Genomic DNA, 24,902 nt, shown 5'->3' with positions numbered 1-24,902 from the left:
GAAAGGCACGTCAAACATAACCTTTCTCCCATCTTTCAAAGCGTTTGCTTTGTGTGAATTGGCACCATTTCAATAATTGACGGTTGCCGGGTTTCATCGGGCACATCCCTCCACCTCTCTTGATAAGAGACAAAAAACAATTCTATATTTAATTATGTTTTATGTTTAATGACATTGTAAAATCCAAGAGCAATCGTAACATGGATAAAAAGAGCTGTCAATAAAATTGTCTTATATTGTCGAATTTTTAAGCTTTTGCTTTTAAAGAAGTTAAGCCTGTCGCAGCTTCAATCGCATCTTCAAGATCTTCGATTAAATCTTCCACATTCTCAATCCCAATGGAAAGACGAATTAAATCCTCAGATACTCCGGCAGCCTTTAATCCTTCCGCATCTAACTGTTGGTGGGTCGTGCTTGCCGGATGGATAATTAAGCTTTTAGCATCACCGACATTCGCCACGTGAGCCCAGATTTTAATCGAATTGATTAATTTAGCTCCTGCTTCTTTTCCGCCTTTAATGCCGAAAACAACCATTGAACCTGCACCTTTAGGAAGATATTTTTGAGCAAGCTCATAATCTGGATGTGACGGATGACCTGGATAAGTAACCCATGCCACTGCAGGGTGATTCGTTAAATACTCGACAACCTTCTCTGTGTTAGATACATGCTCTTTCATCCGAACATGGAGGGTTTCAAGTCCCAAAACAAATTGGAATGCATTAAATGGGCTTAATGCTGGGCCAAGGTCTCTTAATAATTGGACACGTGCTTTAATAATGTATGCAGCTGCCCCAATGGCTTCCGCATAAACAATATCATGATAGCTGGCGTCTGGTGTTGTTAAGCCAGGGAACTTTGGTGAATTCCAGTCGAACTTTCCTCCGTCAACAATAATTCCGCCTGTTGATGTTCCATTACCTAAAAGCCATTTTGTTGCTGAATGAACAACGATATCAGCTCCATATTCGATTGGGCGGCAAAGATACGGCGTAGCAAATGTATTGTCTACAATTAATGGAACTCCAGCCTCATGTGCAATTTCTGCAACCTTTTCAATATCTAAAATAGCTAAACTTGGATTTCCAATCGTTTCCGCAAATACAGCTTTTGTTTTTTCAGTAATGGCTGCACGGAAGTTTTCTGGATTTGACGGGTCTACAAAATTTACTTTAATTCCGTACTTTGGAAGGGTAACAGCAAACAAGTTAAAGGTTCCGCCATACAGGTTAGAAGCAGCAACAATTTCATCTCCTGCTTCCGCAATATTTAAAATGGCCAGCGTAATGGCAGACATACCGCTCGCAACCGCAAGCGCACCGACACCGCCTTCAAGAAGAGCAACTCTTTCTTCAAAAACGGTTGTGGTAGGATTATGAATCCGCGTATATATGTATCCAGGCTCTGCTAAGGCAAATAGATTCGCCGCATGTTCCGTGCTTTTAAACTGATAGGCATTATTTTGATAAATCGGAACAGCACGGGCACCTGTTACCGGATCTGGTGACAGTCCTCCATGAACACTCAATGTTTCAAAACGATATTTTTTTTCATTCTCCGCCATTTATTCCCGCTCCTTCTTTTACCATTTCAATAAAAAATCCCCGCTTCATAAGAAGAGAGGATTCTCTTCTTATCTTTCAGAGCTTTAACTCTGCTGGATGTAGCACCGTGTATTAAAACCGGTTGCCGGGCATCATTGGGCCAGTTCCCTCCGCCGCTCGCGATAAGAATTTTTATGAAATTGATTATTGATTTAGAATATTTAAAAGTATCATACACCTTATTTAATCCCGAGTCAACAGGTTTGATTAAATTATTTTTTCTAAATAACGGTCTGATTGGGTTAAGAAAAAAATCGACTCGAGCAATAATATGGTTCTTAATGGTGCGGTGACTGTTAAATTCCCGCTTCGCTCTAGTGTCCGCAATCTTTCTTTTCCTGTAAGCAGCCTATTCAGGTTGTCCGGATTGCCGGAAATTTCGAAGATTGTGGGTTGTTCTTGGCCGGCAGTCATTATAGAAATTTGGCCCTTTTGTATGGACAGCTGAATGATCTCGTCGTTTGTTTTTAGATTGACTGTCAACTCCTTTTGGTGGATCAATGGAAGGATATGCGTTTGTTTTTTTAATGCATGGATAAAGCTGTTCACTGCCTCTATCATATCTATCACTCCGGTTCATTACTCATTATTTAAAACTATTCCGTAATGAGACCAAAAATCCTTTTTAATTCGCTCGACTTTTTTTGAGATTTCCTGAGAAATATGTCAATTTTAAAACAATTGTATCGAAATTTCAAAAAATTCATGGTGTGATTAGGGCTTTTTTATTAAAATAGGTATGAGTTAGATGATGAAAGGTTGTGGAATATGAAAATCGGACCGCGTACTGCTGCAAAAAATTTACTAGTTTTGAGATCATTGAATGCCCGTATGACATTAGCTGAACAGGATTATTGGAACTATATCGGGCAGGAAAAAGGGTTTGAAGGTGAACTGCAGTTTGACCTGTTAACCGACAACCTTCAAAATCAGTGTATCGTTTTGAAGGGCCTGCTGCTTGAGATTGGCGGAAATGAATTTCAAATTGATACCGTTATGATTTTTCAAGACACGATACACCTTTATGATGTTAAAAACTATAAAGGTGAATACTATTATGAATCCGGGAAACTATATCGCGCCAATGGAAACATCGCTAAAGATTTGCTTTCTCAACTTCAACGCTGTGAATCATTGTTTATCAAATTGCTCCAGGAACTTGGCTTTGACTTTCGCGTTGAGGCTCGTCTTGTCTTCATCCATCCCGAATTCACCCTCATGCAGGCTCCAAAAGAATATCCAATTGTTTACCCCACCCAAGTTAAAAATTATGTGCAAACCCTGAATTTCATCCCAGCAAGATTAACTAAATCCCATGAAATACTTGTACAGCAGCTGCTTTCTATGCACAAATCTGTGTCTTCCCATATGCGCATGCCTTTCTACGCATATGAGAATCTTATAAAGGGAATGCTTTGCAAATTATGTTTTTCACTTGAGACCTATGTTGATGGAAACTGGCTGGTATGCAGGAAATGCGGGCATAAAGAGCCATTAGAGGCTGCTGTAGTACGGAATGTTCAGGAATTACTGCTGTTATTTCCGGGTATGAAGATTACTACTAACGGGGTGCATGAGTGGTGTGGGATGGTCTTGTCTAAGAAAACGATTCGAAGGATCTTGTTGAAGTATTATAGGTCGGTTGGGAAGACAAAAGTTAGATATTTTCTAATTGAATAGGGGTTATTTTTAAGGTTCAGCTTTAACATTATTATGATAGAGCTGAGCCTTACTTTTTGGGAATTATGCTGATACTAACCATTCGCTCTTTTTCAAATTTCTTCTGGGAAAAATCAACCCTTTTTTTTTACCGTTGGACTTCTTTTGACTTCCTTCCGGGAAGAATTAACCCTTTATTTTTACCGCCAGACTCCTTTGGGTGTTCTCTCGGGTAGAATCAGCTCCTCATTTTTACCGCCAGACTCCTTTGGGTGTCCTCTCGGGAAGAATTAACCCTTTATTTTTACCGCCAGACTCCTTTGGGTGTCCTCTCGGGAAGAATCGACCCTTTTTTTTACCGTCAGACTCCTTTGGGTGTCCTCTCGGGAAGAATCGACCCTTTTTTTTTACCGTTGGACTTCTTTTGACTTCCTTCCGGGAAGAATTAACCCTTTATTTTTACCGCCAGACTCCTTTGGGTGTTCTCTCGGGTAGAATCAACCCTGTTTTTTTACCGTCAGACTCCTTTGGGTGTCCTCTCGGGTAGAATCGACCCTTTTTTTACCGTTGGACTTCTTTTGACTTCCTTCAGGGAAGAATTAACCCTTTTTTTTTACCGTCAGACTCCTTTGGGTGTTCTCTCGGGTAGAATCAGCTCCTCATTTTTACCGCCAGACTCCTTTAGGCTTCCTCTTGGGAAGAATCGACCCTTTATTTTTACCGTTGGACTTCTTTTGACTTCCTTCCGGGAAGAATTAACCCTTTTTTTTTACCGCCAGACTCCTTTAGGCTTCCTCTTGGGAAGAATCGACCCTTTATTTTTACCGCTGGACTTCTTTTGACTTCCTTCCGGGAAGAATTAACCCTTTTTTTTTACCGCCAGACTCCTTTTGACTTCCTCTTAGGTAGAATCAGCTCTTATTTTCTCCCAAATCCCCTTTATTAACCAATCCTGAGAAAGCCCCTTAAGTAGTTCCTCAAATATAAAAAAGCAGATACCTCAAGCATCTGCTTTTTTCATCAATTCACCCTTTATTTTGTCCAAGAGATAGGGAACCGAGTGAAAGGCGTAAATTCTTTCCTTCACTTGGCCGTTTTTTATCAACAGGAGGCAGGGGACACTTTCAATTTCAAATTTTTCAGCCAAGGCAGGGTAAAAATTAAGGTTCATCTTCCCCATTTCCAGCTCAACAATTTTTTCTACGACCTGCAGCATTTTTCCAGCAAGCTGGCAGGTCCCGCATAACGGGGTAAAGAAATACAATGCCCCTGTTCCGCCTTTTTCCATAAATAAAGATAAATCGTCTTGATTCCATTCATTCATAGTATTATCCCATTTCTAAAAACTCTGTGTGGACATCAATATTGGCACCAAGTAAGACGGTTGCCAGGTGTTGCACCGGTGCAGTCGCAACTTCGCGGTACATCCGGTCTATATATAAATGCTCAGCATTTGGAAATTCACGTTTAAACAGCTTTCGAAGCCTTTCTCCTGCTTCGTCGGCATCGACAAGGATATAGACATCCTTATCATCTAAGAATTCAATCCATTCATCTAATTTTGTATGGCTGATGGTCCCGTTGGTACAAATAATATCCACCGGTCCCTTCACAATCTTTTTAACCTTATTTTTATCTGATTTTCCTTCGACAATAAGAACTTTGTCAACATACGATTCATTCATCATCCATCACCTAAAAGAAGTGGTTTACTGTTAACATATTCTAATTCCTTGAAGATTGCTTATGCTCTGTATGTTAACAATATCATTATTGTCAATTAAAAAATAGTTTTTTGCTTACAACCTATTTTTTCCTATAGATGTCCATGATATAGTGGAAGTTTTTTCAAAATAAAAAGCACCCGAAAAAAGGGTGCCTCTAAAACAAAATAGGATTAGTCTTCTTGTGTCATTTGTTCATATTGTTCTGCAGTCATAAGTTTTTCTACTTCACTTGAGTTTGATACTTCCACAACAATCATCCAAGCTTTTTCGTAAGGTGATTCGTTCACAAATTCTGGGCTGTCATTTAACTCTTCATTTACTTCTACCACTTTTCCGCTGATAGGAGCGTAAAGTTCAGAAACAGTTTTTACAGATTCAACACTGCCGAATGGTTCGTTAACGGTTAATTCAGAGCCAACTTCAGGCAGTTCTACGAAAACGATATCCCCAAGTTCAGATTGTGCAAAGTGTGTGATTCCAACACGTACTTTTTCACCTTCCACTTTTACCCATTCGTGTTCTTCAGAGTAACGTAAATCCTTTGGTACTGTCATTGTCATTTCCCTCCATGTTTCATTCTAAAATCTATCATCGATTAAAATCGATTTCACTGAGTTTGGCGGCTTATTTCAGCCATATTTTTTCATAATCCTCTTCTTTAAAACCAACTGTGACATGTTCGCCATCGGTTAAAACCGGGCGTTTAATCAGCATGCCATCAGATGCCAGCAGGTCCAAAAGGTCAGATTCACTAGCTGTTTTGATTTTATCCTTGAGACCTAATTCACGGTACTTTTGTCCGCTGGTATTGAAGAATTTTTTCAATTCTAAACCACTATTTTTGTAAAGCTTGTCCAATTCCTCACGTGATGGTGGGTTATCGACAATATGTACGGCTTCATAAGAAATATTATGGGTATCCAGCCATTTCTTCGCATTTCGGCATGTTCCGCATTTTGGATACCAGTAAAAAGTCAGCGACATTGATTTCACGCCCCTTTTCAATAAAATAGTACCACATGATATTATCATATTCCTGTTTAAATTCCTAACAGGCAAATGAATTCCACCAGATACTTTCGACATGATTCGTAGAATTTCCTTCTTTTTTTTCAAAAAAATAAAAAGGACTTCCTTCACCAACGGAAGGAAGCCATTCATTCATTAAACTAGATAGCGCTCAGCAGCAATCACTACATCTGCAGCTTCACGTTTTTTCGCAATGACGTTGATTGGGGTATGACGTGTAAATTTGCGAAGGGAGGACAACATCATTCGAAGCGTGTCGCCCTGCTCCACCGCAACAAGCGTTTCTTTTGCAACGGCTTCAATATGATTGAATGCTTCTTGACAGAAGATTTGAGTGTAAAGAAGCTTCTGATGATTTTTCTTAATCCCTTCTTTTGCAAATGCTTTTTCCGTACGTAAAACAACAGATTCCATTGCATAAACGTCTGAAATAATATCTGCAATATTGGCCAGCACTTCTTGCTCTCTTTCAAGTGCTTTGCCATATTTCTGTGCTGCCAGGCCTGCAGCAAGCAGCGCAATTTTCTTCGCATTTCGAACAAGATATTTTTCCTGGGCAAGCGGTGCATCACCTGGTTCTTCCGGCATCAGCATCATTAACTCCTCTTGCAGCTGAAGCGCCTTTTGGAATAACGGAAGTTCGCCCTTCATTGCTTTTTTTACAAGCGTGCCCGGAACAAGCAGCCGGTTAATTTCGTTCGTTCCTTCAAAAATACGGTTGATACGGGAATCGCGGTATGCTCTTTCAATTGGATACTCCTGCATAAATCCGTAGCCGCCGTGGATTTGCACACCTTCGTCCACTACATAATCAAGAACTTCACTAGCGAAAAATTTATTTAATGAACATTCAATAGCATATTCAGAAACAGCCTTCGCAATCTTTTTGATATCCTTAGCATCCTCCAAAGAAAGCAGGCCTTGGTTGTTTTCATACAATCCGACCGTGCGGTACACAGAGCTTTCTGCTGCATAAATTTTCGAAGCCATTGTCCCGAATTTTTCTTTTGTCAAATTGAACTGTGAAATAGGTGTTTTAAACTGCTGGCGTCCATTCGCATATTTCACAGTCATTTCCATAGCATTTTTAGCACCGCCTACAGCTCCGACAGCAAGCTTATAGCGCCCGATATTGAGAATATTAAAGGCAATCACATGGCCTCTGCCAAATTCACCTAATAGGTTTTCAACTGGAACAGGGACATCTTCTAAAATAAGTGTACGAGTAGATGAACTCTTGATTCCCATTTTCTTTTCTTCTGCTCCGGTAGAAACCCCTGGGAATTCCCTTTCCACAATAAAGGCGGTGAAGTGCTCGCCATCCACCTTTGCATAAACAACGAAAACATCGGCAAAACCGGCATTGGTGATCCATTGCTTTTCACCATTTAAAATATAGTGAGTGCCTGCCTCATTCAATTTGGCCGTGGTCCTCGCGCCTAGGGCATCAGATCCTGAGCCAGGCTCTGTTAACGCATAAGCAGCCAGTTTTTCCCCAGAAGCAAGGGCAGGCAGATATTTTTTCTTTTGATTTTCATTACCGAATAAAACAATCGGCAGAGACCCAATCCCAACGTGGGCACCATGGGATAAGGAGAATCCCCCTGCCTTTGCCATTTTTTCAGTTAATAAGGATGAAGTGATTTTGTCTAACCCTAATCCTTCATACTCTTCCGGCACATCTGCTGCTAAAAGTCCAAGTCCGCCCGCTTTTTTTAATAATTTTACAGTGCGGTCAAATTCGTGTTTTTCTAAATATTCAACTTGTGGAAGTACTTCTTTTTCAATAAAATCTTCAGCTGTTTTAGCAATCATTAAATGTTCTTCCGTAAAATCCTCTGGTGTAAGTACTTGTTCATATGAAATATCTTCAATTAAAAAGCTTCCGCCTTTTACCATTTTTTTTGTCTCAGTCATAAATGTTTCCTCCTAAACTTGTTTTTCAAGAGGGCCTGATTTTTTTTGCCCCAAAGATCCTTTATAGCAATTCAAATACCCCGGCTGCCCCCATACCGCCGCCAATACACATGGTCACAACACCAAATTGTTCGTTTCTGCGTTTCAATTCATGAATCAATGATAAAGTCAGCTTTGCTCCTGTACAGCCAAGCGGGTGACCAAGGGCAATAGCACCTCCATTGACGTTTACTTTTTCTTCATCAAGGCCCAGTTCACGAATGACTTGAATCGATTGGGAGGCAAATGCTTCATTTAATTCAAATAGATTAATATCAGATAATTCAAGTCCTGCAAGCTCCAATGCCTTTGGTACAGCAACAACCGGGCCAATCCCCATAATTTCCGGCGGTACTCCGCCGACAGCAAAGGATCTGAATTTGGCTAATGGTTTAAGTCCAAGCGCCTCTGCTTTTTCACGGTCCATTACCATTACGGCAGCCGCTCCGTCACTTGTTTGCGATGAGTTTCCTGCTGTTACGGTTCCCGTTACCGAAAAGGCCGGACGAAGTTTTGCCAGAGTTTCCAGGTTTGTATCCGGGCGGACACCTTCGTCTTGTGCAAATTGAATCGTTTTTTCTACCAGCTTATTGTCTTTCCCGACAGAACGCAGCATTACATCCACTGGTACAATTTCATCGGTGAATTTTCCTGCTTGTATAGCCTGAAATGCCCGCTTGTGGCTTCGTACGGCAAAGGCGTCTTGTTCTTCGCGGGTAATGCCGTATTTTTTTGCTACCTCTTCTGCTGTATGACCCATTCCCATATAATATTGCGGGGCAGATTCTACCAACTTTGCATTCGGCCGTAGAACATGACCTGTCATCGGCAGCATACTCATTGACTCGACTCCGCCGGCGATGACAGTATCCGTTTGCCCCAGCATGATGGATTGTGCTGCATATGCGATTGTCTGTAAACCTGATGAACAATATCGGTTTACTGTCAGGGCAGGAACTGTATGCGGAAGCCCTGCCAATGCGCCAATATTTCTTGCGACGTTTAATCCCTGCTCAGCTTCAGGAGTTGCACAGCCAATTATTAAATCATCAATATTTCCTTCATAATTTCCGGCACGCTTCACTGTTTCTTTTACTGCCAATGCTCCCAGGTCGTCAGGACGAACATGGGCAAGCGTTCCTTTCTTTGCCTTACCTACCGGTGTTCTGGCCCCGGCTACAATTACCGCTTCTCTCATGCATGTTCCCTCTCTTTCTTTCAAGTTATAAAGTAAAACTTCATTCATTGGGTTTTTTCCATCCCCAAATGATTGTTTATCGAACCACTCGGGCTTTTACGTGCAGTTATCCCCCGCTTTTACTTCCTGCTTGCGATAACCCTAGAAGCGGGGATCATAAGCCCGTTAAAGCGGGATAAAAATACGAATCTATTATTTAGAAAAGCGCAAGCGCCTGGGTCAGACCCGACAAGCACAAAACGAGCCGGTAAGAAATAAAGCTCTTTAACCTTCTTGACGGATTGACTTGTGGCCTCGAGCTGCTTAAAGCTATCGCTTTGCGTAAGATACTCGAGAAGTTTATTCTGAGATGAATACTGGCTAGGCGCTGGAGCTGGACAATTTTCAAAGTCGAAAACATATTATTCTGATATTATTGAAGAGGACATCTCCTTACTTTAATTTCTTAACGGCTTGCCTTTCAGGAGCATGTGCTGCATACGCTGCTGTGTTTTTTGCTCTTGAATCAGGCTTAAGAAGGCCTCTCTTTCCAAATCCAATAAATATTGCTCATCTACTTCGGTTCCAAATGGCAGGCTGCCGCCGGAAATGACGTAAGCAATTTTCTTGGCAATTTTTAAATCATGTTCTGAAATATAGCCAGATAAGCGCATTGCCTCTGCACCGAGTAAAAGGGTCGCATAACCTGACTCTCCAGTAACCGGAACCTTTCTCCGTACTTTTGGTTTGTAGCCGTTTTCGTGTAACCTAATTACAGCCTGTTTAGCATCATAAAGCTGATGGTCACTATTCACGCTGATTCCGTCAGATTTACTTAAAAAGCCATTATCACGTGCTTCCTCTGCTGATGTTGAGACTTTTGCCATGGCAATCGTTTCAAATACTTTATTAGCCACTTGCTGCAGATCGAATTGAACGCCTCTTGGCATATTATCTAAGTGCTTCATATAAAGCTCCTTGTTTCCGCCGCCGCCTGGAAGCAGGCCGACACCGGTTTCAACAAGGCCCATAAACGTTTCAGATGCTGCTTGAATATGTGCAGCTGGCAGACAAACTTCTGCACCTCCGCCAAGAGTCATGGAAAATGGTGCAGCAACAACCGGCTTGATACTGTATTTGACTTTCAGCATGGCACTGTGAAGCTGGCGGACAAGCAGATCCAGTTCAAAAACATCATCATCCTGTACGGCCATTAACATCATCGCAAGGTTTGCGCCGACACAGAAATTTTTCCCCTGGTTTCCAATGACAAGGCCCTTATAGTTTTTCTCTACTTCATCAACTGCGAAGTTGATCATTTGAATAATATCAGGACCAATGGCATTATTTTGGGAATGAAATTCGAGGAGTGCCACACCGTCGCCGATATCAATCAGGCTTGCACCACTGTTCTTTTTAATCACACCTTTTTGTTTCTTTACTCTGTTAAGGTCAATAACCTTTGGATTAAAATCTACAGGCTGGTATTCACCTTTGTGATAGAAATAAAGCTGTCCGTTTTCTTCCTTATAGAATGAACCATTGCCTTTGCCCAGCATTTCTGTGACCCAGGCAGGAACCTCCATTCCGGATTCTTTCATTTTCTTTACAGACTTTTCTACACCGATCGCATCCCATGTTTCAAATGGGCCCATCTCCCAGCCAAATCCCCATTTCATGGCCCGGTCAATGGCAACAATATCATCCGCAATCTCACCCAAAAGCTGGGCAGAGTATACAAATGATTTTGTAAAAGTGTTCCATAAGAATTGACCAGCACGGTCATTTGCATAAACAAGCGCTTTCAATTTATTGACAGTTCCCTTTTCCTGTTTTGCAAGTTCGATAGCAGGTGTTGAAAGCTTTTTACGCGGGCCATATTCCAATGTATTTGGATCAAGTTCAAGGATTTCTTTGCCTTTTTTTAAGAAGAAGCCTTGACCGGACTTACTTCCCAGCCACCCGTTTTCAATCATTTTCTTTAAAAATGCCGGTACGGCGAATATCTCTTTTTCTTCGCCCTCCACCTTTTCATATACATTGCCGGCCACATGATAAAATGTGTCCAATCCAACCACATCCAGCGTGCGGAAGGTTGCACTTTTAGCTCGGCCAATCAGCGGTCCCGTGATAGAGTCAATTTCACCGACACTTAAACCGGACTGCAGCATTTCCTGTACAGTCACTAAAAGGCCGTAGGTCCCAATACGGTTAGCGATAAAGTTGGGAGTATCTTTTGCAGCCACAACCCCTTTTCCGAGAACATCTTCACCAAAGGTTTTCATGAAGGAGAGCACCTCTGGGTCTGTATGTTGTGTGGGAATCACTTCTAATAATTTCAAGTAGCGCGGCGGGTTAAAAAAGTGTGTACCCAAGAAATGTTTTTTGAAATCGTCCGAACGTCCCTCTGCCATTGCTTCTACCGAAATGCCGGATGTATTTGAACTGATAATACTTCCTGGTTTACGGAAATGATCTACTTTTTCAAACACCTGTTTTTTCACATTCAGGTTTTCAACCACTACTTCTATGACCCAGTCCACATCTTTTAATTTGACTAAATCATCTTCAAGGTTGCCTGGTTCAATTAAGTCAAGATTCCTTGTCACTGTCAGCGGAGCCGGTTTTTGCTTTAACAGTTTTTGAACAGCCGCAGTACTGATACGGTTTCGTACTTGTTTATCTTCTAATGTAAGTCCTTTTAATTCTTCTTCTTTTGTTAATGTATTTGGCATAATATCTAATAACAAGGTAGGAATTCCGATATTTGCCAGGTGTGCTGCAATTCCGGATCCCATTACCCCAGATCCTAATACAGCCGCTTTTTTTATCAATTGGTTCAACATTGTCTCCCCCTTTACGAACTTTGAATGAACACTCATTCATTTTTTGCTCAAAAAAATTTACCCTTGAATGAGTTCCGTTATCTTTACTATAAAATATTTTGAAAAATTTCGCAATCAGTAAAAGTGGAAAATTTAAATTTTTTTGAATAATAAATCCTCACTTTTGCTGAAGATAATTTTAGCGTCAAAGGGCAACCTAAAGCTGAGGTGATGAAAATGGCAAGAATGAAGAAGGACCCTTCTAAAGCAGGGGTCAGTGCAGCCAGTGTCAAAGGCAATGCCGGTCCCGGCCGTGAAGCAAGCGGGATTGACAAACAAAACAGCCAGAACAGCCAATACAAAAAAGATTAAACAACTTAGGCACCATTCCTGCAAATGGTGCCTTTCGATTTCAAATTATTATTTTTTCGTCGATTTCCGATGCTGTTCGTTAAGATCCTTAATTTCTTGGATAATCTCCTTCATTTCCGCCCGTGCATTGGGATACAAGGCACTCCAATGGGAAATGAGCGGCGGCATGGATTTCGCAATATGGGTATACATGGCCCATGCCTTCACTTTTTCTTTCGTTTCCTCATTCGTTTCCCCTACTAAAAGCTCGCTATATTTTTCAAGCAAAGCATCAAGCTGCTGAACAAATTCTTTCTCCATGTGTGTATTTTCCCTCCTTGAAAATTTATCCCGCCGTAACGGGCAGTAAAGCTCCTGCTTATTGAAGTTTAACTTTATTCACAGAACGAAATCAGCGCTGTTTTTAGTATATCAATAATTAGAGAAATGTTGTTTATGAAAGGGGAAAACGGTCAAATATATCCAATCTTATAAGCTATACTTTTATTTTACTTATTAGAAAATAGAATCTTTTCTAAAAAAATAATAGACACTATCAGAATTGTTAGGTTATAATTTTTGTTATATAACAAATCATAGTTACTTCACCTTTATTTATAACAGTTGACAGATGACCGGTGTTTTTATCCAATTTACAAGATTCTTAATATTGCAAAAGCACTGCTAATATTTTAATATATTATTAGAATATTTTGCTTTTTGCCTAATATAGGCGGTTTTACCTATAAAAAGATAAGGGATGGTGGAATGAATGGCAGATTTTCTAGAATGGTTAGGCGGTGTTGTGTGGGGGCCTCCAACATTAATCCTCATTGTGGGAACCGGGCTTTTGCTTACATTACGGCTGGGCTTTTATCAATTCTCTAGTTTGCCTTATGCTTTAAAGCTTGCTTTCTCGAAAAAGGATCAAGATCACACCTCTGATGGTGATATCTCACACTTTCAGGCATTAATGACAGCACTCGCTGCAACGATTGGTACCGGTAATATTGCTGGTGTTGCTACCGCTGTTGTGCTGGGAGGACCTGGTGCCGTATTATGGATGTGGATTACAGCACTTGTTGGTATGGCAACCAAATATTCAGAAGCCATTTTAGCAGTTAAATACCGGATTGTAGGAAAAAATGGCCAAATGGCCGGCGGTCCGATGTATTACATTGAAAAAGGATTAGGATGGAAATGGCTTGCAGTCCTGTTTGCCCTTTTTGGTTCCGTTGCCGCATTTGGAATCGGCAGCTCTGTTCAATCCAATTCAGTTGCCGATGCAGTTAAAACCAGCTTTGGATTAAATCCTTGGATAACAGGAGTTATTTTAACTGTCTTTACGGCTCTCGTCATTTTAGGCGGAATTCAAAGTATTGGAAGAGTAACTTCTTATTTTGTACCAGTTATGGCCATTTTTTATGTATTAGGCGGACTTGCTATTATTTTTATGAATCTTGATCTTGTTCCACATGCAGTAGGATTGATTTTTTCAGATGCATTTTCAGGCCAGGCTGTAGCCGGCGGTGCAATTGGTTCCGTAATCCGTTACGGAGTGGCACGCGGGGTATTCTCGAACGAAGCAGGAATGGGTTCTGCTCCGATTGCGGCAGCTGCTGCTAAGACCGATCATCCGGGACGCCAAGCACTTATTTCCATGACCGGAACATTCCTTGATACCATTGTTGTTTGTTCTATCACCGGTATCACGCTTGTCATGGGCGGTATGTATATGGACGGGCCGACTGGAGCTGCATTGACAACACAAACTTTCGATGCTCTGCTTCCAGGAGGCGGCTGGATCGTTACAATCGGCATTATCCTTTTTGCCTACTCGACTGTGTTAGGATGGGCTTATTACGGGGAAAAATGTTTTGAATACTTGTTTGGTACTAAATCCATTACCATCTACCGTGTGATTTATGTTGCTACTGTTTTACTTGGTGCAGGCATGAATTTAGGTATGGTTTGGACCATTGCCGATATCTTTAATGCCTTAATGGCCATTCCGAACTTAATCGGACTTGTCTTCCTGTCAGGTATTGTTGTAGCTGAAACAAGATCATTTAAACAGCTGCGGGCACAGGAAAAATTACAGCAAAAGAATCAAGGAGTAAACGTCTAAAGTAAAAAGAGCAGGATCTGCATCCTGCTCTTTTTGTCGTCTTTAAGAATCGGTGGAAAACATATATTTCTTATAATGATAACGGATCGAAAAAATTAACCCAACTGCCAGCATATTTCCCATTAAAGCACTGCCTCCATAGCTGATAAATGGAAGCGGAATACCGGTAATCGGCAGCACGCCGATGGTCATGCCGATATTTTGAAATACGTGGAACGTAATCATGCTGATAACCCCGACACATATATAAGTGTAAAATGGATTCTTTGTTTCCATTCCAACCTTAGTAATATGGTAAATTAACAAGAAAAACAAACTTATGAGGACACTTGCACCAATAAAACCATATTCCTCACCGACAACGCTGAAAATAAAGTCTGTCTGGCTTTCCGGTAAATACACTTCGCGGTTCCCGATCCCTTTTCCGTTCGTTTGTCCTGAACCAATTGCCAGCATCGATTTAATCAGCTGATATCCTGCTGAACTTTGATAATTATAGGGGTCAAGCCAAGAATAAATACGGCCAAATTGATATTGCTTTACCCCGAGGTATTTTTCCAAAATGTCCGGCTTCCATAGCACAAAATAAAAAATGGTCCCAATCAATAGGGTTGCTGCAGAAAACATGGGGACAAGCATCTTCCATGTAATCCCCGAAATAAAAATCATTCCTAGTAAAATCGCTAAAAAAACAAGTCCAGTTCCCAAGTCCTCTTTAATGATTAGGCCAAGCGGCACCATAGTCACCATTCCCAGCTTTATTAACAGCCAAAAATCGGTTTGCAGCGTCTTTATCACGTTTTTTTGATGATGATCATCAATTACGCGGGCTAACGCAAGAATCAAGAATATTTTCATAAACTCTGAAGGCTGAATCGTTCCTATTCCAGGAAGCTGAAACCAGTTTTTAGAACCATTGATTCTTGGAGCAATACTTTCCGGTGCAATAATTAATAGAATCAAAACGACAACGCCAAATCCGTAGGCATACCATGTCAGCTTACGCAATTGGTCGGAGTCAAACCGCATCACCACACTGATGATAATACTGCCGACCACATACCAGGCAATTTGCATCACTAAAAAGTTCCGATCATACTGCCCGCTTTGCTGGGCACTATAAATCGCCGCACAGCTGGCCAGAAACAGAAGCATTAGTATAAGAACAAGACTATAGTCCAGATTCGAAGTTGAATTTTTATTGGAAGTCATGATGGTCTCCACCTTGATAATAAAACTTGTACATTCCTACATTATATTTTTAAAAAGGGGAAATCACAACTTCTAAATAACGTCTGACTATATTTACTATTGCCATTTACCCCATGGATTCCCTTTTCTAAGCCGTTTGAGGTACATTAAAATAGATACGTTCAATTTCCCCTGCCATCCATTCCAGATTGCTGGGCACCTGCGGCAAACCATAGCCGATAAACAAAGGAGTCGTCACAAAGCGCGGCACCACTTTAGCGAATATTTTTCTATCAATATGATAAAAAAAGACATTATAACTATTAGCCTTAAACGGAAAGTGATTCAGAATGTAATGCACAGCGATTTGCAAATACTCCGAGAATCTTTTTTGATAACATGAATCGGACATCTCCATATTAAATTCGTAAAAGCCGACACGGGGTTTTGTTGATAATGTAAAACGAGTGCCGTCTTCCTCTTCTGCAATGACAATTCCTTCAAACATTTCCGGGAAAACTTTTTGCTTATAGTCAATCTCATGAAAGCCAATGATTTGCATATGTGGATGAGATAATGACCCTCCAGATAATGGTCCATGATTCTTAAAGAAAATAACTGAACGGTAAGCGCCCGATTCTTCCATCTCAAGCCAATGCTTGATCCCAAACTGAATTAATTTGTGCAGATATTCCTTTGAATAAGTCGAAAGGTCCCCATGACAATCGTCTGTTTCGATTAACACGGTTTGATAAGCATTCTCCAAAACTGGATATTTATTTTTCAAGAGAATAATAGGTTCTTCCACATCAATGATATTCGTAAGTTCGTTCCTGGCACAAAAAGGACAGGCCGTTGTTTTGTTACGAATATTTTCAGGCTTTTGTACACCAATTGACGTATTAAAGTGAAGATGTTTTGTTTCCACCATGCTTATCTCCCTTCGAATGATTATGATTCTATTTTATGGGAGAAAGCGGTTCGATTGCACACATTTTGATTTGTTATTTTCATAGCCTGTTAGTTTTTTGCATATCAATATGGTACAGGCTAAAACTTCATGGAAATGAGAGGGACGATATGTTAACAAAACTTGAGGCACTTATTCTTGGAATTATTCAAGGCTTAACAGAGTTTTTACCCATATCCAGTACGGGGCATTTATATTTAGGAAGAAATTTATTTGGTTTGCAGGAAGCAGGACTTCTGCTCGATACCATGCTCCATGTCGGCACATTAATCGCTGTATTTATCTTTTATAAGGACGAGTTTCTGAAAATCATTCGAAACCCCTTTAGTAAATTAACCTTTTTATTAATTGTCGGCACAATTCCTGCTGTTATTATTGGGCTTGGTTTTAAAGACTACATTGAAGATATTTCAAAAACCGGGGTGACAATCGGATGGGAGTTTCTGCTGACAGGTTTATTCCTTTGGATGGCGGATTCCGCCAAAAACGGTTATAAACGGATGGACGACATCACCTATAGAGATGCCTTTATAATCGGCTCGTTTCAGGCCGTGGCCATTCTACCTGCCATTTCCCGTTCCGGCATGACGATTGTGGCTGCACTTTGGCGTAAATTGGACCGTGAAACCGCCGCATATTTTTCATTTTTATTATCCACACCTGCCATTGCTGGTGCAGTTGTCTTACAAACGAAGGATTTAATCAGCGGCGGCGGGGAGCAAATCTCATTATCGGCTCTCCTGGTCGGAATCGCTTCCTCTGCTTTTTTTGGCTATGTTGCGGTCAAATGGATGATTCGCTTTTTGAAAAAGCACTCATTAAAACCGTTTGCCATCTACGTGTGGGTATTGGGGCTTGTTGTGCTGGCGTTTCAGTTCACAGGAAAATTGTAATGGCTAAGAGGTACCCCCCATCCTCAGTTAACGAACAAAGAAGCTTAAAGTCCTCCCCTCTTTAAAGTTGATTTAACCACTGCGGCAACATACAATATGATAAGAAACTTTACATAAACTCTGCGATAGGGGGAGCTGTCATGAAATATGCCATTGTGACCGGGGCTTCCAAAGGTTTAGGGGAAGCTATAGCCAAACGTTTAATCAATGAGCAAATTGCCATTGTATCTGTTTCTCGTACGGAAAATGAGGACCTTAAAAAACTGGCACAAGAAAAGAAAACTTTCTACCATCACTTTTCCTGCAACCTTTCTTTAGAAAAAGAAGTGGAGGAAGTGTTCATGTTTATCAATCATTATATTTTTGAAAAAGAACCGGAAGAAATATTACTGTTTAATAATGCCGGTATAATTGAACCAATTGAAAATGTCGGGAATCTAGATTTAACCCCAATGGTTCGCAATATAAAAGTCAATTTAGTGGCACCCATACTGATTACAAATCTACTTTTTAAAGAGGCACATCTTGCCAGTACGCCTATTCAGGTCATTAATATTACGTCTGGAGCAGCCAATCGTCCAATTGAAGGGTGGAGTGTTTATTGCAGTTCTAAGTCTGCACTTAATATGTTTACAAAAACGGCGGCTATTGAGCAGAAGGAAAAGAAGACGAAAAATAAAATAATCGCCTTCAATCCCGGTGTGATGGATACAAAGATGCATGAAACTGTCAGGACCGCTTTCAAGGATGCGTTTAAAGAAATTGACAAAGATAAAGAATATAAGAAAAAAACAAGAATCGTACAGGTAGAAGATGCCGCAAACTATCTTATTGACTTAGTTCTAAGCGGTAATCTAGAAAACGGTAAAGTGTACCATATGAAAGAACAATAATTATGTATAAAAAATAGAAAACACTGCAGTTTGAAATTTCAGCTGCAGTGTTTTTCATCTACAAACATATACTACGCATGGATTTGCTGACCAGAAACACTAAGGAGTGCCTCATGAATCGCTTCTGATAGGGTTGGATGAGCGGCAATAAAGCTCTCCATCGATTCAGCAGTCATTTCGGCCTGCATCATAATGGCCCCTTGCCCAATTAATTCCGTTGCATGTGGACCAACAATAGTGATACCCACAATTTCATTAAACTGCGGCTCCACAATCACCTTTACCTTTCCAGCCGCTTCCCCGCTGATTAATGCTTTTCCATTGGCCGCAAACGAGAATTGTCCCGTCCTAATATCGCCATACCTTTCCTTGGCCTGTTTTTCATTTAATCCTACACTGGCAACTTCGGGATAAGTATAAATACAGCGGGGAACCACTTGCAAGTTTGCCATTTCCCTCCCTCCACATGCATTTCTTGCTGCTGTCCGGCCTTCATGAAAACCGACGTGTGCCAATTGTATACCACCAATTACATCACCGCAGGCATAAATTCCCGGAATGTTGGTCTGCATGTATTCATCTACATGAATTCCCTTCCTTTCATCGAAAGAGACACCTATTTTCTCTAAATTCATCCCTGCCACACTTGGCTTTCGGCCAATTGCAACAAGGATTTTGTCAGGCTTAAGTTCTTTTAATCCTTCTTTTTTCGTTTCAATCATTGCTTCCCTGTCTCCCTTATCAATTCGTGATAAGCTTGAACCACAATAGATTGACACACCTGATTTTTTCAAAGCCCTTTCTAAAAAGGACACAACATCAGGATCTTCACCTGGAAGCAGATGATCCTCCATTTCCACAATTGTCACTTTTGATCCCATTCGACTGTAAATACTGGCAAATTCACAACCAATGACTCCTCCTCCTATAATAAGTAAAGAAGATGGAATTTCAGACAACGTCATTGCCTGCCTGCTGTCAATGACCCAATCATCAAATGGGGCAAAAGGAAGACTCGCTGATTCTGACCCCGTGGCAATAATGACTTTGTCCGTTTGAATTTCTTCTACTCCCGCTGTCGTTTTAACTTGTATTCGCTGACTGGATATAAATTCAGCTTCACCAGTGATTACCTGAATCTTGTTCTTTTTCATTAAAAAGTGAATGCCTTGAACAAGTTTTTCTGTAATACTATTTTTATAGCGCTGCACCTGGGGCCAATCGATTTCGGCTACATCGTCTTTGACTCTTATGCCAAAATGATAGGCATTCTTGACCTGTTCGAATCTAGCAGCACTTTCCAGAAGTGCTTTCGTTGGCATACATCCTTCGTTTAAGCAAGTGCCTCCTAGGTTCTTTCGTTCGATAAGGATTACATTGCTTCCCTGCTGTGCCGCTGTAATCGCGGCAACGTATCCTGCAGGACCTCCACCTATTACTGTAACTGTATTCATCATCTATCCTCCGGTGTTATATAAATATTTTATATAGAAAGAGCTGCTTTAAATCCCGCATGCACGGCTCGGCCGATTACGCTTGGTAATTCATGATTTACTTAATGAGCAAGCATTTTGGAAGTTTTTTATGAAAAAGGAACAACTGAACTGGTCTAGATTTGTATTCATCTTAGTTTTGTGACAATTCAAAGTCTAATTCTTTATACTTCCGAGGATACTGGTTTATTAAATGCTGCCTTTTTCCCATGTATGACATAGTATAAAAACGCACAAAACAGAACAATAATCCCTAAAGTAAAATACATATTTCGATAACCTATGACTGGAATAAGATAGCCAAGAAGAAAAGGGCCAATTCCCACCCCAACATCATGACAGATAAAAAATGTTGAAACCGCCAGTCCTATTCGATGACTTGGGGTCTTTTTTATTGCCACTGCCTGTAAAGATGACTGCAAATTCCCAAATCCAAGCCCAATAAATGCGCCGCCAATTAGTAAAGTAAGGCCGTGCCCTGCTTGACTCAAAAAAAACAAGCCGGCTGAAAAAAGAATAAAAGCAGGGTACATGACAATGTTATCTCCTCTTGAATCCAGTACTCTGCCTGTGACAGGGCGGGAAAGTAGAACGATAACAGAATAAACAATAAAGAAGAAGCTTGCTGCAGTCATTAGATTGATTTCCATGGAATAGGCCGCTAAAAATGTGAGAATACCAGAGTAAGATAAGGCTAAAATCCCCATTAATAACGCAATCGGGAGTGCCTTTCCTTCAAAGAAATCCTTAAAATGAAATCCCTTCATTTCATCAAGTTGTTCACTTGTGATATTTCCTTTTGGTATTGAAGTAAAACAAGATAAAACAACACTGATTGCCGTCATTATGGTACAAACGATAAATATCGTTTGCATATTTGCTATTTGATTAATCAATACACCCAGAAAGGGACCAATCGCTGTTCCTAGAATAAAATTTAATGTATAAAAACTGATTCCTTCGCCACGTCGTTCATCTGGTATTAGGTCCATAACAGTTGTTTGCATAACCGCAAGCGCTATCCCCATTACTGCACCGTGAATAAACCGGATGATTATTAAGATATTTAAATTGTCTACTGGAAAGTAAAGCAGCGTTGCGAAAAAGGTCAAAAAAACACCAATATAAAAAAGTTTTCTTCGACCTATAATTTCAAGATATTTTCCGATAATGAGACGGGATATAAGGATACCAATAACATAAATACTTGCCGCAAGCCCTGCTTTACTTTCTGCGGCATTGAAGTTCTCAATCACATATGGCGTTATAGTAGTCAGGATTAAAAAATACATGACACTTATAAAAAAAGATGTCAGTGTAATCAATATAAAATCTTTTGTCCATAATCGTTGTTTAGAAATACTCATTTCAAACTCTCCATTCGCTTCCTTTTTTAACTAGCATAAAAACACTAAGATTCGATGACGGAGATGGTGATGCTTTATTGCTTTTACCTGAAACAATAAAACACTAAGTAAAAAAGGATAAATACGAATGTTAGCAAATCTATAAATATATCGTTTTATCAATTTCTCAACTAATCTTTTCATCGTGCTCTTTTATACTAACCTCTTATTCATTCTTTAGCGTGCTAAGTATCCGCCATCTACTGGAATAATTGTTCCAGTAATATAATTGGATGCTTGTGAGGAAAGGAAGACCACAATACCTTCTAAATCTTCAGGGGTGCCCCATCTGCCGGCAGGAATACGTGAAGTAAGTTCTGAAAATCGTTCTTTTTCATTGGATAACGATTTTGTCATTTCTGTCTCCATACATCCCGGGGCTATTGCATTCACTTGGACGCCGTATCTTGCCCATTCATTCGATAATGATTTCGTCATTTGCGCTACGGCACCCTTGCTGGCAGAATAGGCTGTTCCATTAATATGTCCTATAAAACTAGTTAAGGAACAAATGTTAATAATTTTTCCACTCCCTTGTTTGGCCATCATTCCACCAGCAAACTTACAAAATTCAAATACTGCCGTTACATTAATTTCAAACGTTCGATTCCAGGATTCAATAGGATATTCAACACTTGGGCCTTTATCATTAATGCCCGCTGCATTGACTAAAATATCTAGTTCTCCGCCCAGTAATTTGACAGCATCTTGAAATAATCGATGACGATCCTCACGATTGGATAAATCCCCCGTCAATGCATGTACCTTTGCTTGGCTGGCTGTAAATTCTTGTTTTGTTTTTTCGACCTCATTAGAAATATCGATTAAAACTACTTCAGCTCCAGCCTTATGTAACCCATAGGCCATCCCCCTGCCAAGGCCGCGGCGGCCGCCGGTGACAATTGCCTTTTTTCCTTCTAATCCAAACATAATAGAACCTCACTTTTTAAAATTTTAATCAGTCATCATAAATTCTCATTTGCCAAAAAGAAATAATAGGATAACCTATTATTCAGGTATTTCTTCTTCTTTCCTATAGGGCCTTGTACCGTCCCATCCCTCCGCAGCTTTAGCAATTCTTTTATATAAATCTGTGATCAAAACATTCTTTTCATATACCTCCGTCATGGCACCAGTTATTGTTCTTGTATCGAACATAGCTACCCTCATACCACTTTTCGCCGTACACTCCCATATAACTGAAAATCCTAAGTTCTCCATCCGCTCAACTTCTTGATCAAAATGATTTGCCGTATAAGAAATATGATGGAACTTCCCAAATCCTTCTTTGATCGTGTTCATTTCCTTCATTCCTGCCGGACTATCACAGTGTTGTAACCACAGTTCAATCTGGATCGGTCCCCACTGTCCTAATGCATGGGAATGATCAAGGGAAGCAGCCTCACCTTTGTAAATTAATTCATCTACAGGGCGGTGCATCCGCTCGAAAAATGGTCCCGCACCGAAAACAGCCGCCCATTGCTTGGCTGCTTCCTCCAAATTATTGACGGCATAGCACAACTGTTGAATAGAACCATTATGGAAAGGATTGGGAAACAGTTTACCATTCCTCATAGAATGTACCCTCCTTTCATCCGCTTTTTGATTTTTTTATTCAGGGGAAACTAAAATTTTGCATTCATCTTTACTGGAAGATAATTTATTAAAACCCTGTTCTACTATATCTTTTAGACTGATTTTGCTTGTAATAATTGGATTTATATTAATAGATCCTTTTTCCATTAAAGAAATAACTTGCGGGAAGATGTTCTTATAAGCCCTTGAGGTATTAATTTTGCGTTCACCCAGCCTTTGTATTTCTATGTTATAGGCGACAGGTTTTGTAAAAACACTAATAATCATCAGCTCTCCACCCGGTATTAAACTACTAAGCCCTGCATGAAAAGTAGCTTCAACACCTGCTGCATCAAAGGAAACATCAACCCCTCCATTTGATAGTTCGCGAATCCTTTTAACGGCATCTTCCTTTTGTGGATTAATGACATAATCCGCGCCCATTTCCAGTGCTAACTGTTGGCGCTTTTCTTCTATTTCTACTACTATTATTTGACTGGCACCTGCCGCTTTTGCACACTGTGTCACGAGCAGCCCAATGGGTCCTCCCCCAAAAACAGCTGCCTTATCCCCAATTTTTAATGCACTTGATTTTACTGCCTGCATAGCTACTGCAGCTGGTTCTACAAGTGCAGCTAATTCATAGCTCATATTTTCAGGAAGAGGAACTAGATTTTTTTCCTTTACAAGAATATATTCCGCGAATCCCCCCGGATGATGAAGGCCATAGGATTGAAGGTGTTCACATGTGTTGTAATTCCCCTTTCGACAGCTGCTGCATTCATTACAGGTTATGATTGGTTCAATAACAACCCGGTCCCCAACCTTGTAATTTGACACACTTTCTCCAATGTTGACAATTTCACCGGTAATTTCATGGCCCAAGATCATTGGTACTTTAGAGAATCCTTGTTTATGATATTCATGTAAATCTGTCCCGCAAATACCTGTGTATTTAACCTTAACCAAAACAGTACCGGGCTGTACTTCAGGTACCGCCACCTCTTCTAGCTTTATATTATTCGTACCGTAATAAACCATTGCCTTCATTAATAACCCCTCCTATGAAAGGATGAAAAAATTTTTCCAGATTTGTCATCAACCATTATCCTGTACCTCATTGCGGTAATAGACTGCGATCGAGATATTCTTTTGCCGTTTGTAAACAGTTACGGGCAAACTTTTCTACTCCCAATTCCTTGATCCGTTTTACATTTGGTATTTCAATAGCATACGGAATTTCCGGCATTTTCGATAGAATCGATGCGAGATCAATTCCCCCTTCGCCGACATATAAACGCTCTTTCGTTGCTGTATAGATGAGTTCTTCTTGTGTGGCAGGAATCTTAGCAGGGGCATCACAAAGTTGTGCATAATGAAGCCATTCTTTAGGTACATTTTCCAGCTCATTAGGATGAATTCTAGAACGATGGAAGTGAAGGGGATCGATTAAAATACCTCCATTATCACAGCCAGCAGATTTAACAATATCAATTGCTCCTTTAAGTGTTGAAACATTAAACCATGTGACAAATTCAAGATCAATGGTTAACCCAAACGGTTTTGCTAATTCACAAAGTTCTGAGTAGCATTCAATTGCCTGATGACGGTCACTCGTTCTAATAACGGTAAGAACATGTCTCCCACCCAGCTCTGCCGCTGCTTCAAAGTCTGAAAGATGTTCTTTTGGATCGACGCCATCATAAATGACAACTACTTCAAGATCGAGAAGTTTTATGCCTGTTTCGTTCAGTGCCGTTTTTGTTTTACGGAGCATTTCTTTATTCTTTGATAAGGAAATAGATGGATCTACAGCAGAAAATTTACGGTCATGTGGAGTAATCGATCTAAAACCAACAAAATCATACCCTGCCTGCTTGGCGATATACGTCATTTCTGGGGGAGAACAGCCAAGTGCAGTTAGGTAAGACATTGAAAATTCCCTAGTCATCTCTTTTTATCCCTCCAAGTATTTTTTATAAAATCCTGCCTTGCCATTTCAATGAATTGCTAAAAAAGGAATCG

At 40.4% G+C, this 24,902-nt stretch carries 23 protein-coding genes and 2 riboswitches; of the genes, 5 read left to right on the top strand and 18 right to left on the bottom strand.

Annotated elements, in window-relative coordinates:
- Positions 1–25 precede the first annotated feature (25 nt).
- Positions 26–129, bottom strand: a riboswitch (SAM riboswitch).
- A 118-nt stretch (positions 130–247) separates the two neighbouring features.
- Both M3183_RS05455 and M3183_RS05450 read right to left on the bottom strand, forming a co-directional pair.
- Positions 248–1,564, bottom strand: a complete 1,317-nt coding sequence (locus M3183_RS05455) for an O-acetylhomoserine aminocarboxypropyltransferase/cysteine synthase family protein (protein ID WP_251467321.1) — start codon at positions 1,562–1,564, stop codon at positions 248–250.
- A 66-nt stretch (positions 1,565–1,630) separates the two neighbouring features.
- A riboswitch (SAM riboswitch) is annotated at positions 1,631–1,733 on the bottom strand.
- A gap of 78 nt (positions 1,734–1,811) precedes the next feature.
- Positions 1,812–2,165 carry an SCP2 sterol-binding domain-containing protein gene (locus tag M3183_RS05450; RefSeq protein WP_251467320.1) on the bottom strand — a complete coding sequence of 118 codons (354 nt, stop codon included), beginning with the start codon at positions 2,163–2,165 and terminating at the stop codon, positions 1,812–1,814.
- Positions 2,166–2,372: 207 nt separating this feature from the next.
- Between M3183_RS05450 and M3183_RS05445 the strand changes: the two genes are divergently transcribed.
- Entirely contained in the window at positions 2,373–3,284 is a 912-nt protein-coding gene (locus M3183_RS05445; protein WP_251467319.1) for a nuclease-related domain-containing protein, read from the top strand.
- A 979-nt stretch (positions 3,285–4,263) separates the two neighbouring features.
- Here the strand turns inward: M3183_RS05445 and M3183_RS05440 are convergent.
- From M3183_RS05440 to M3183_RS05410, 7 genes are all read right to left on the bottom strand, one after another.
- Complete coding sequence (locus M3183_RS05440; RefSeq protein ID WP_251467318.1) at positions 4,264–4,587, bottom strand: thioredoxin family protein; 324 nt, start codon at positions 4,585–4,587, stop codon at positions 4,264–4,266.
- Between the two features lie 4 nt (positions 4,588–4,591).
- Positions 4,592–4,948: a toprim domain-containing protein gene (locus M3183_RS05435; RefSeq protein ID WP_251467315.1), complete on the bottom strand. Its 357-nt coding sequence runs from the start codon at positions 4,946–4,948 to the stop codon at positions 4,592–4,594.
- A gap of 212 nt (positions 4,949–5,160) precedes the next feature.
- Entirely contained in the window at positions 5,161–5,544 is a 384-nt protein-coding gene (gene gcvH / locus M3183_RS05430; RefSeq protein WP_251467313.1) for a glycine cleavage system protein GcvH, read from the bottom strand.
- Positions 5,545–5,614: 70 nt separating this feature from the next.
- On the bottom strand, positions 5,615–5,974 hold the full coding sequence (locus M3183_RS05425; RefSeq protein WP_251467310.1) for an arsenate reductase family protein: 360 nt from the start codon (positions 5,972–5,974) through the stop codon (positions 5,615–5,617).
- A gap of 180 nt (positions 5,975–6,154) precedes the next feature.
- Positions 6,155–7,936 carry an acyl-CoA dehydrogenase family protein gene (locus M3183_RS05420; RefSeq protein WP_251467308.1) on the bottom strand — a complete coding sequence of 594 codons (1,782 nt, stop codon included), beginning with the start codon at positions 7,934–7,936 and terminating at the stop codon, positions 6,155–6,157.
- A 61-nt stretch (positions 7,937–7,997) separates the two neighbouring features.
- On the bottom strand, positions 7,998–9,173 hold the full coding sequence (locus M3183_RS05415) for an acetyl-CoA C-acetyltransferase (protein WP_251467463.1): 1,176 nt from the start codon (positions 9,171–9,173) through the stop codon (positions 7,998–8,000).
- Between the two features lie 437 nt (positions 9,174–9,610).
- A complete protein-coding gene (locus M3183_RS05410; protein ID WP_396953698.1) occupies positions 9,611–11,998 on the bottom strand; it encodes a 3-hydroxyacyl-CoA dehydrogenase/enoyl-CoA hydratase family protein in 2,388 nt (795 codons plus the stop codon).
- A gap of 216 nt (positions 11,999–12,214) precedes the next feature.
- Here M3183_RS05410 and M3183_RS05405 point away from each other — a divergent pair, with 216 nt between their 5' ends.
- Entirely contained in the window at positions 12,215–12,349 is a 135-nt protein-coding gene (locus M3183_RS05405) for a YuzL family protein (RefSeq protein WP_251467305.1), read from the top strand.
- 48 nt (positions 12,350–12,397) lie between these two features.
- Here the strand turns inward: M3183_RS05405 and M3183_RS05400 are convergent, their stop codons facing one another.
- Positions 12,398–12,649: a DUF2573 family protein gene (locus M3183_RS05400; RefSeq protein ID WP_251467302.1), complete on the bottom strand. Its 252-nt coding sequence runs from the start codon at positions 12,647–12,649 to the stop codon at positions 12,398–12,400.
- Positions 12,650–13,100: 451 nt separating this feature from the next.
- On the opposite strand from M3183_RS05400, the gene M3183_RS05395 reads away from it, so the two are divergent.
- Positions 13,101–14,456 (top strand): alanine/glycine:cation symporter family protein, encoded by a 1,356-nt coding sequence (locus M3183_RS05395; RefSeq protein ID WP_251467299.1) that lies wholly within the window; start codon positions 13,101–13,103, stop codon positions 14,454–14,456.
- A 42-nt stretch (positions 14,457–14,498) separates the two neighbouring features.
- Here the strand turns inward: M3183_RS05395 and M3183_RS05390 are convergent, their stop codons facing one another.
- Together M3183_RS05390 and M3183_RS05385 are read right to left on the bottom strand one after the other, a co-directional pair.
- A complete protein-coding gene (locus tag M3183_RS05390) occupies positions 14,499–15,668 on the bottom strand; it encodes an FtsW/RodA/SpoVE family cell cycle protein (RefSeq protein ID WP_251467297.1) in 1,170 nt (389 codons plus the stop codon).
- 127 nt (positions 15,669–15,795) lie between these two features.
- Positions 15,796–16,575 (bottom strand): DUF4931 domain-containing protein, encoded by a 780-nt coding sequence (locus M3183_RS05385; RefSeq protein ID WP_251467457.1) that lies wholly within the window; start codon positions 16,573–16,575, stop codon positions 15,796–15,798.
- Between the two features lie 152 nt (positions 16,576–16,727).
- On the opposite strand from M3183_RS05385, the gene M3183_RS05380 reads away from it, so the two are divergent.
- Together M3183_RS05380 and M3183_RS05375 are read left to right on the top strand one after the other, a co-directional pair.
- Positions 16,728–17,510 carry an undecaprenyl-diphosphate phosphatase gene (locus tag M3183_RS05380; protein WP_251467296.1) on the top strand — a complete coding sequence of 261 codons (783 nt, stop codon included), beginning with the start codon at positions 16,728–16,730 and terminating at the stop codon, positions 17,508–17,510.
- A 140-nt stretch (positions 17,511–17,650) separates the two neighbouring features.
- The gene (locus tag M3183_RS05375; RefSeq protein WP_251467294.1) at positions 17,651–18,403 is read left to right on the top strand and encodes an SDR family NAD(P)-dependent oxidoreductase; all 753 of its coding nucleotides are present in this window, start codon (positions 17,651–17,653) and stop codon (positions 18,401–18,403) included.
- Positions 18,404–18,474: 71 nt separating this feature from the next.
- Here the strand turns inward: M3183_RS05375 and lpdA are convergent, their stop codons facing one another.
- The 6 genes from lpdA to M3183_RS05345 form a co-directional block, all read right to left on the bottom strand.
- Positions 18,475–19,857, bottom strand: coding sequence for a dihydrolipoyl dehydrogenase (gene lpdA / locus M3183_RS05370; RefSeq protein ID WP_251467292.1), 1,383 nt, complete (start codon positions 19,855–19,857; stop codon positions 18,475–18,477).
- Between the two features lie 203 nt (positions 19,858–20,060).
- Positions 20,061–21,263 carry an MFS transporter gene (locus M3183_RS05365; protein WP_251467290.1) on the bottom strand — a complete coding sequence of 401 codons (1,203 nt, stop codon included), beginning with the start codon at positions 21,261–21,263 and terminating at the stop codon, positions 20,061–20,063.
- 216 nt (positions 21,264–21,479) lie between these two features.
- Positions 21,480–22,232 carry an SDR family oxidoreductase gene (locus M3183_RS05360; RefSeq protein ID WP_251467288.1) on the bottom strand — a complete coding sequence of 251 codons (753 nt, stop codon included), beginning with the start codon at positions 22,230–22,232 and terminating at the stop codon, positions 21,480–21,482.
- A gap of 78 nt (positions 22,233–22,310) precedes the next feature.
- Positions 22,311–22,877: a VOC family protein gene (locus tag M3183_RS05355; protein WP_251467286.1), complete on the bottom strand. Its 567-nt coding sequence runs from the start codon at positions 22,875–22,877 to the stop codon at positions 22,311–22,313.
- A gap of 36 nt (positions 22,878–22,913) precedes the next feature.
- Positions 22,914–23,927 carry a 2,3-butanediol dehydrogenase gene (locus M3183_RS05350; RefSeq protein WP_251467284.1) on the bottom strand — a complete coding sequence of 338 codons (1,014 nt, stop codon included), beginning with the start codon at positions 23,925–23,927 and terminating at the stop codon, positions 22,914–22,916.
- Between the two features lie 67 nt (positions 23,928–23,994).
- Complete coding sequence (locus M3183_RS05345; RefSeq protein WP_251467281.1) at positions 23,995–24,828, bottom strand: sugar phosphate isomerase/epimerase family protein; 834 nt, start codon at positions 24,826–24,828, stop codon at positions 23,995–23,997.
- Positions 24,829–24,902 lie beyond the last annotated feature (74 nt).

The organism is Neobacillus mesonae (assembly GCF_023715155.1).
Lineage (GTDB): Bacteria > Bacillota > Bacilli > Bacillales > Cytobacillaceae > Neobacillus > Neobacillus mesonae_A.
This window is presented reverse-complemented; position numbering and strand designations above follow the sequence as displayed.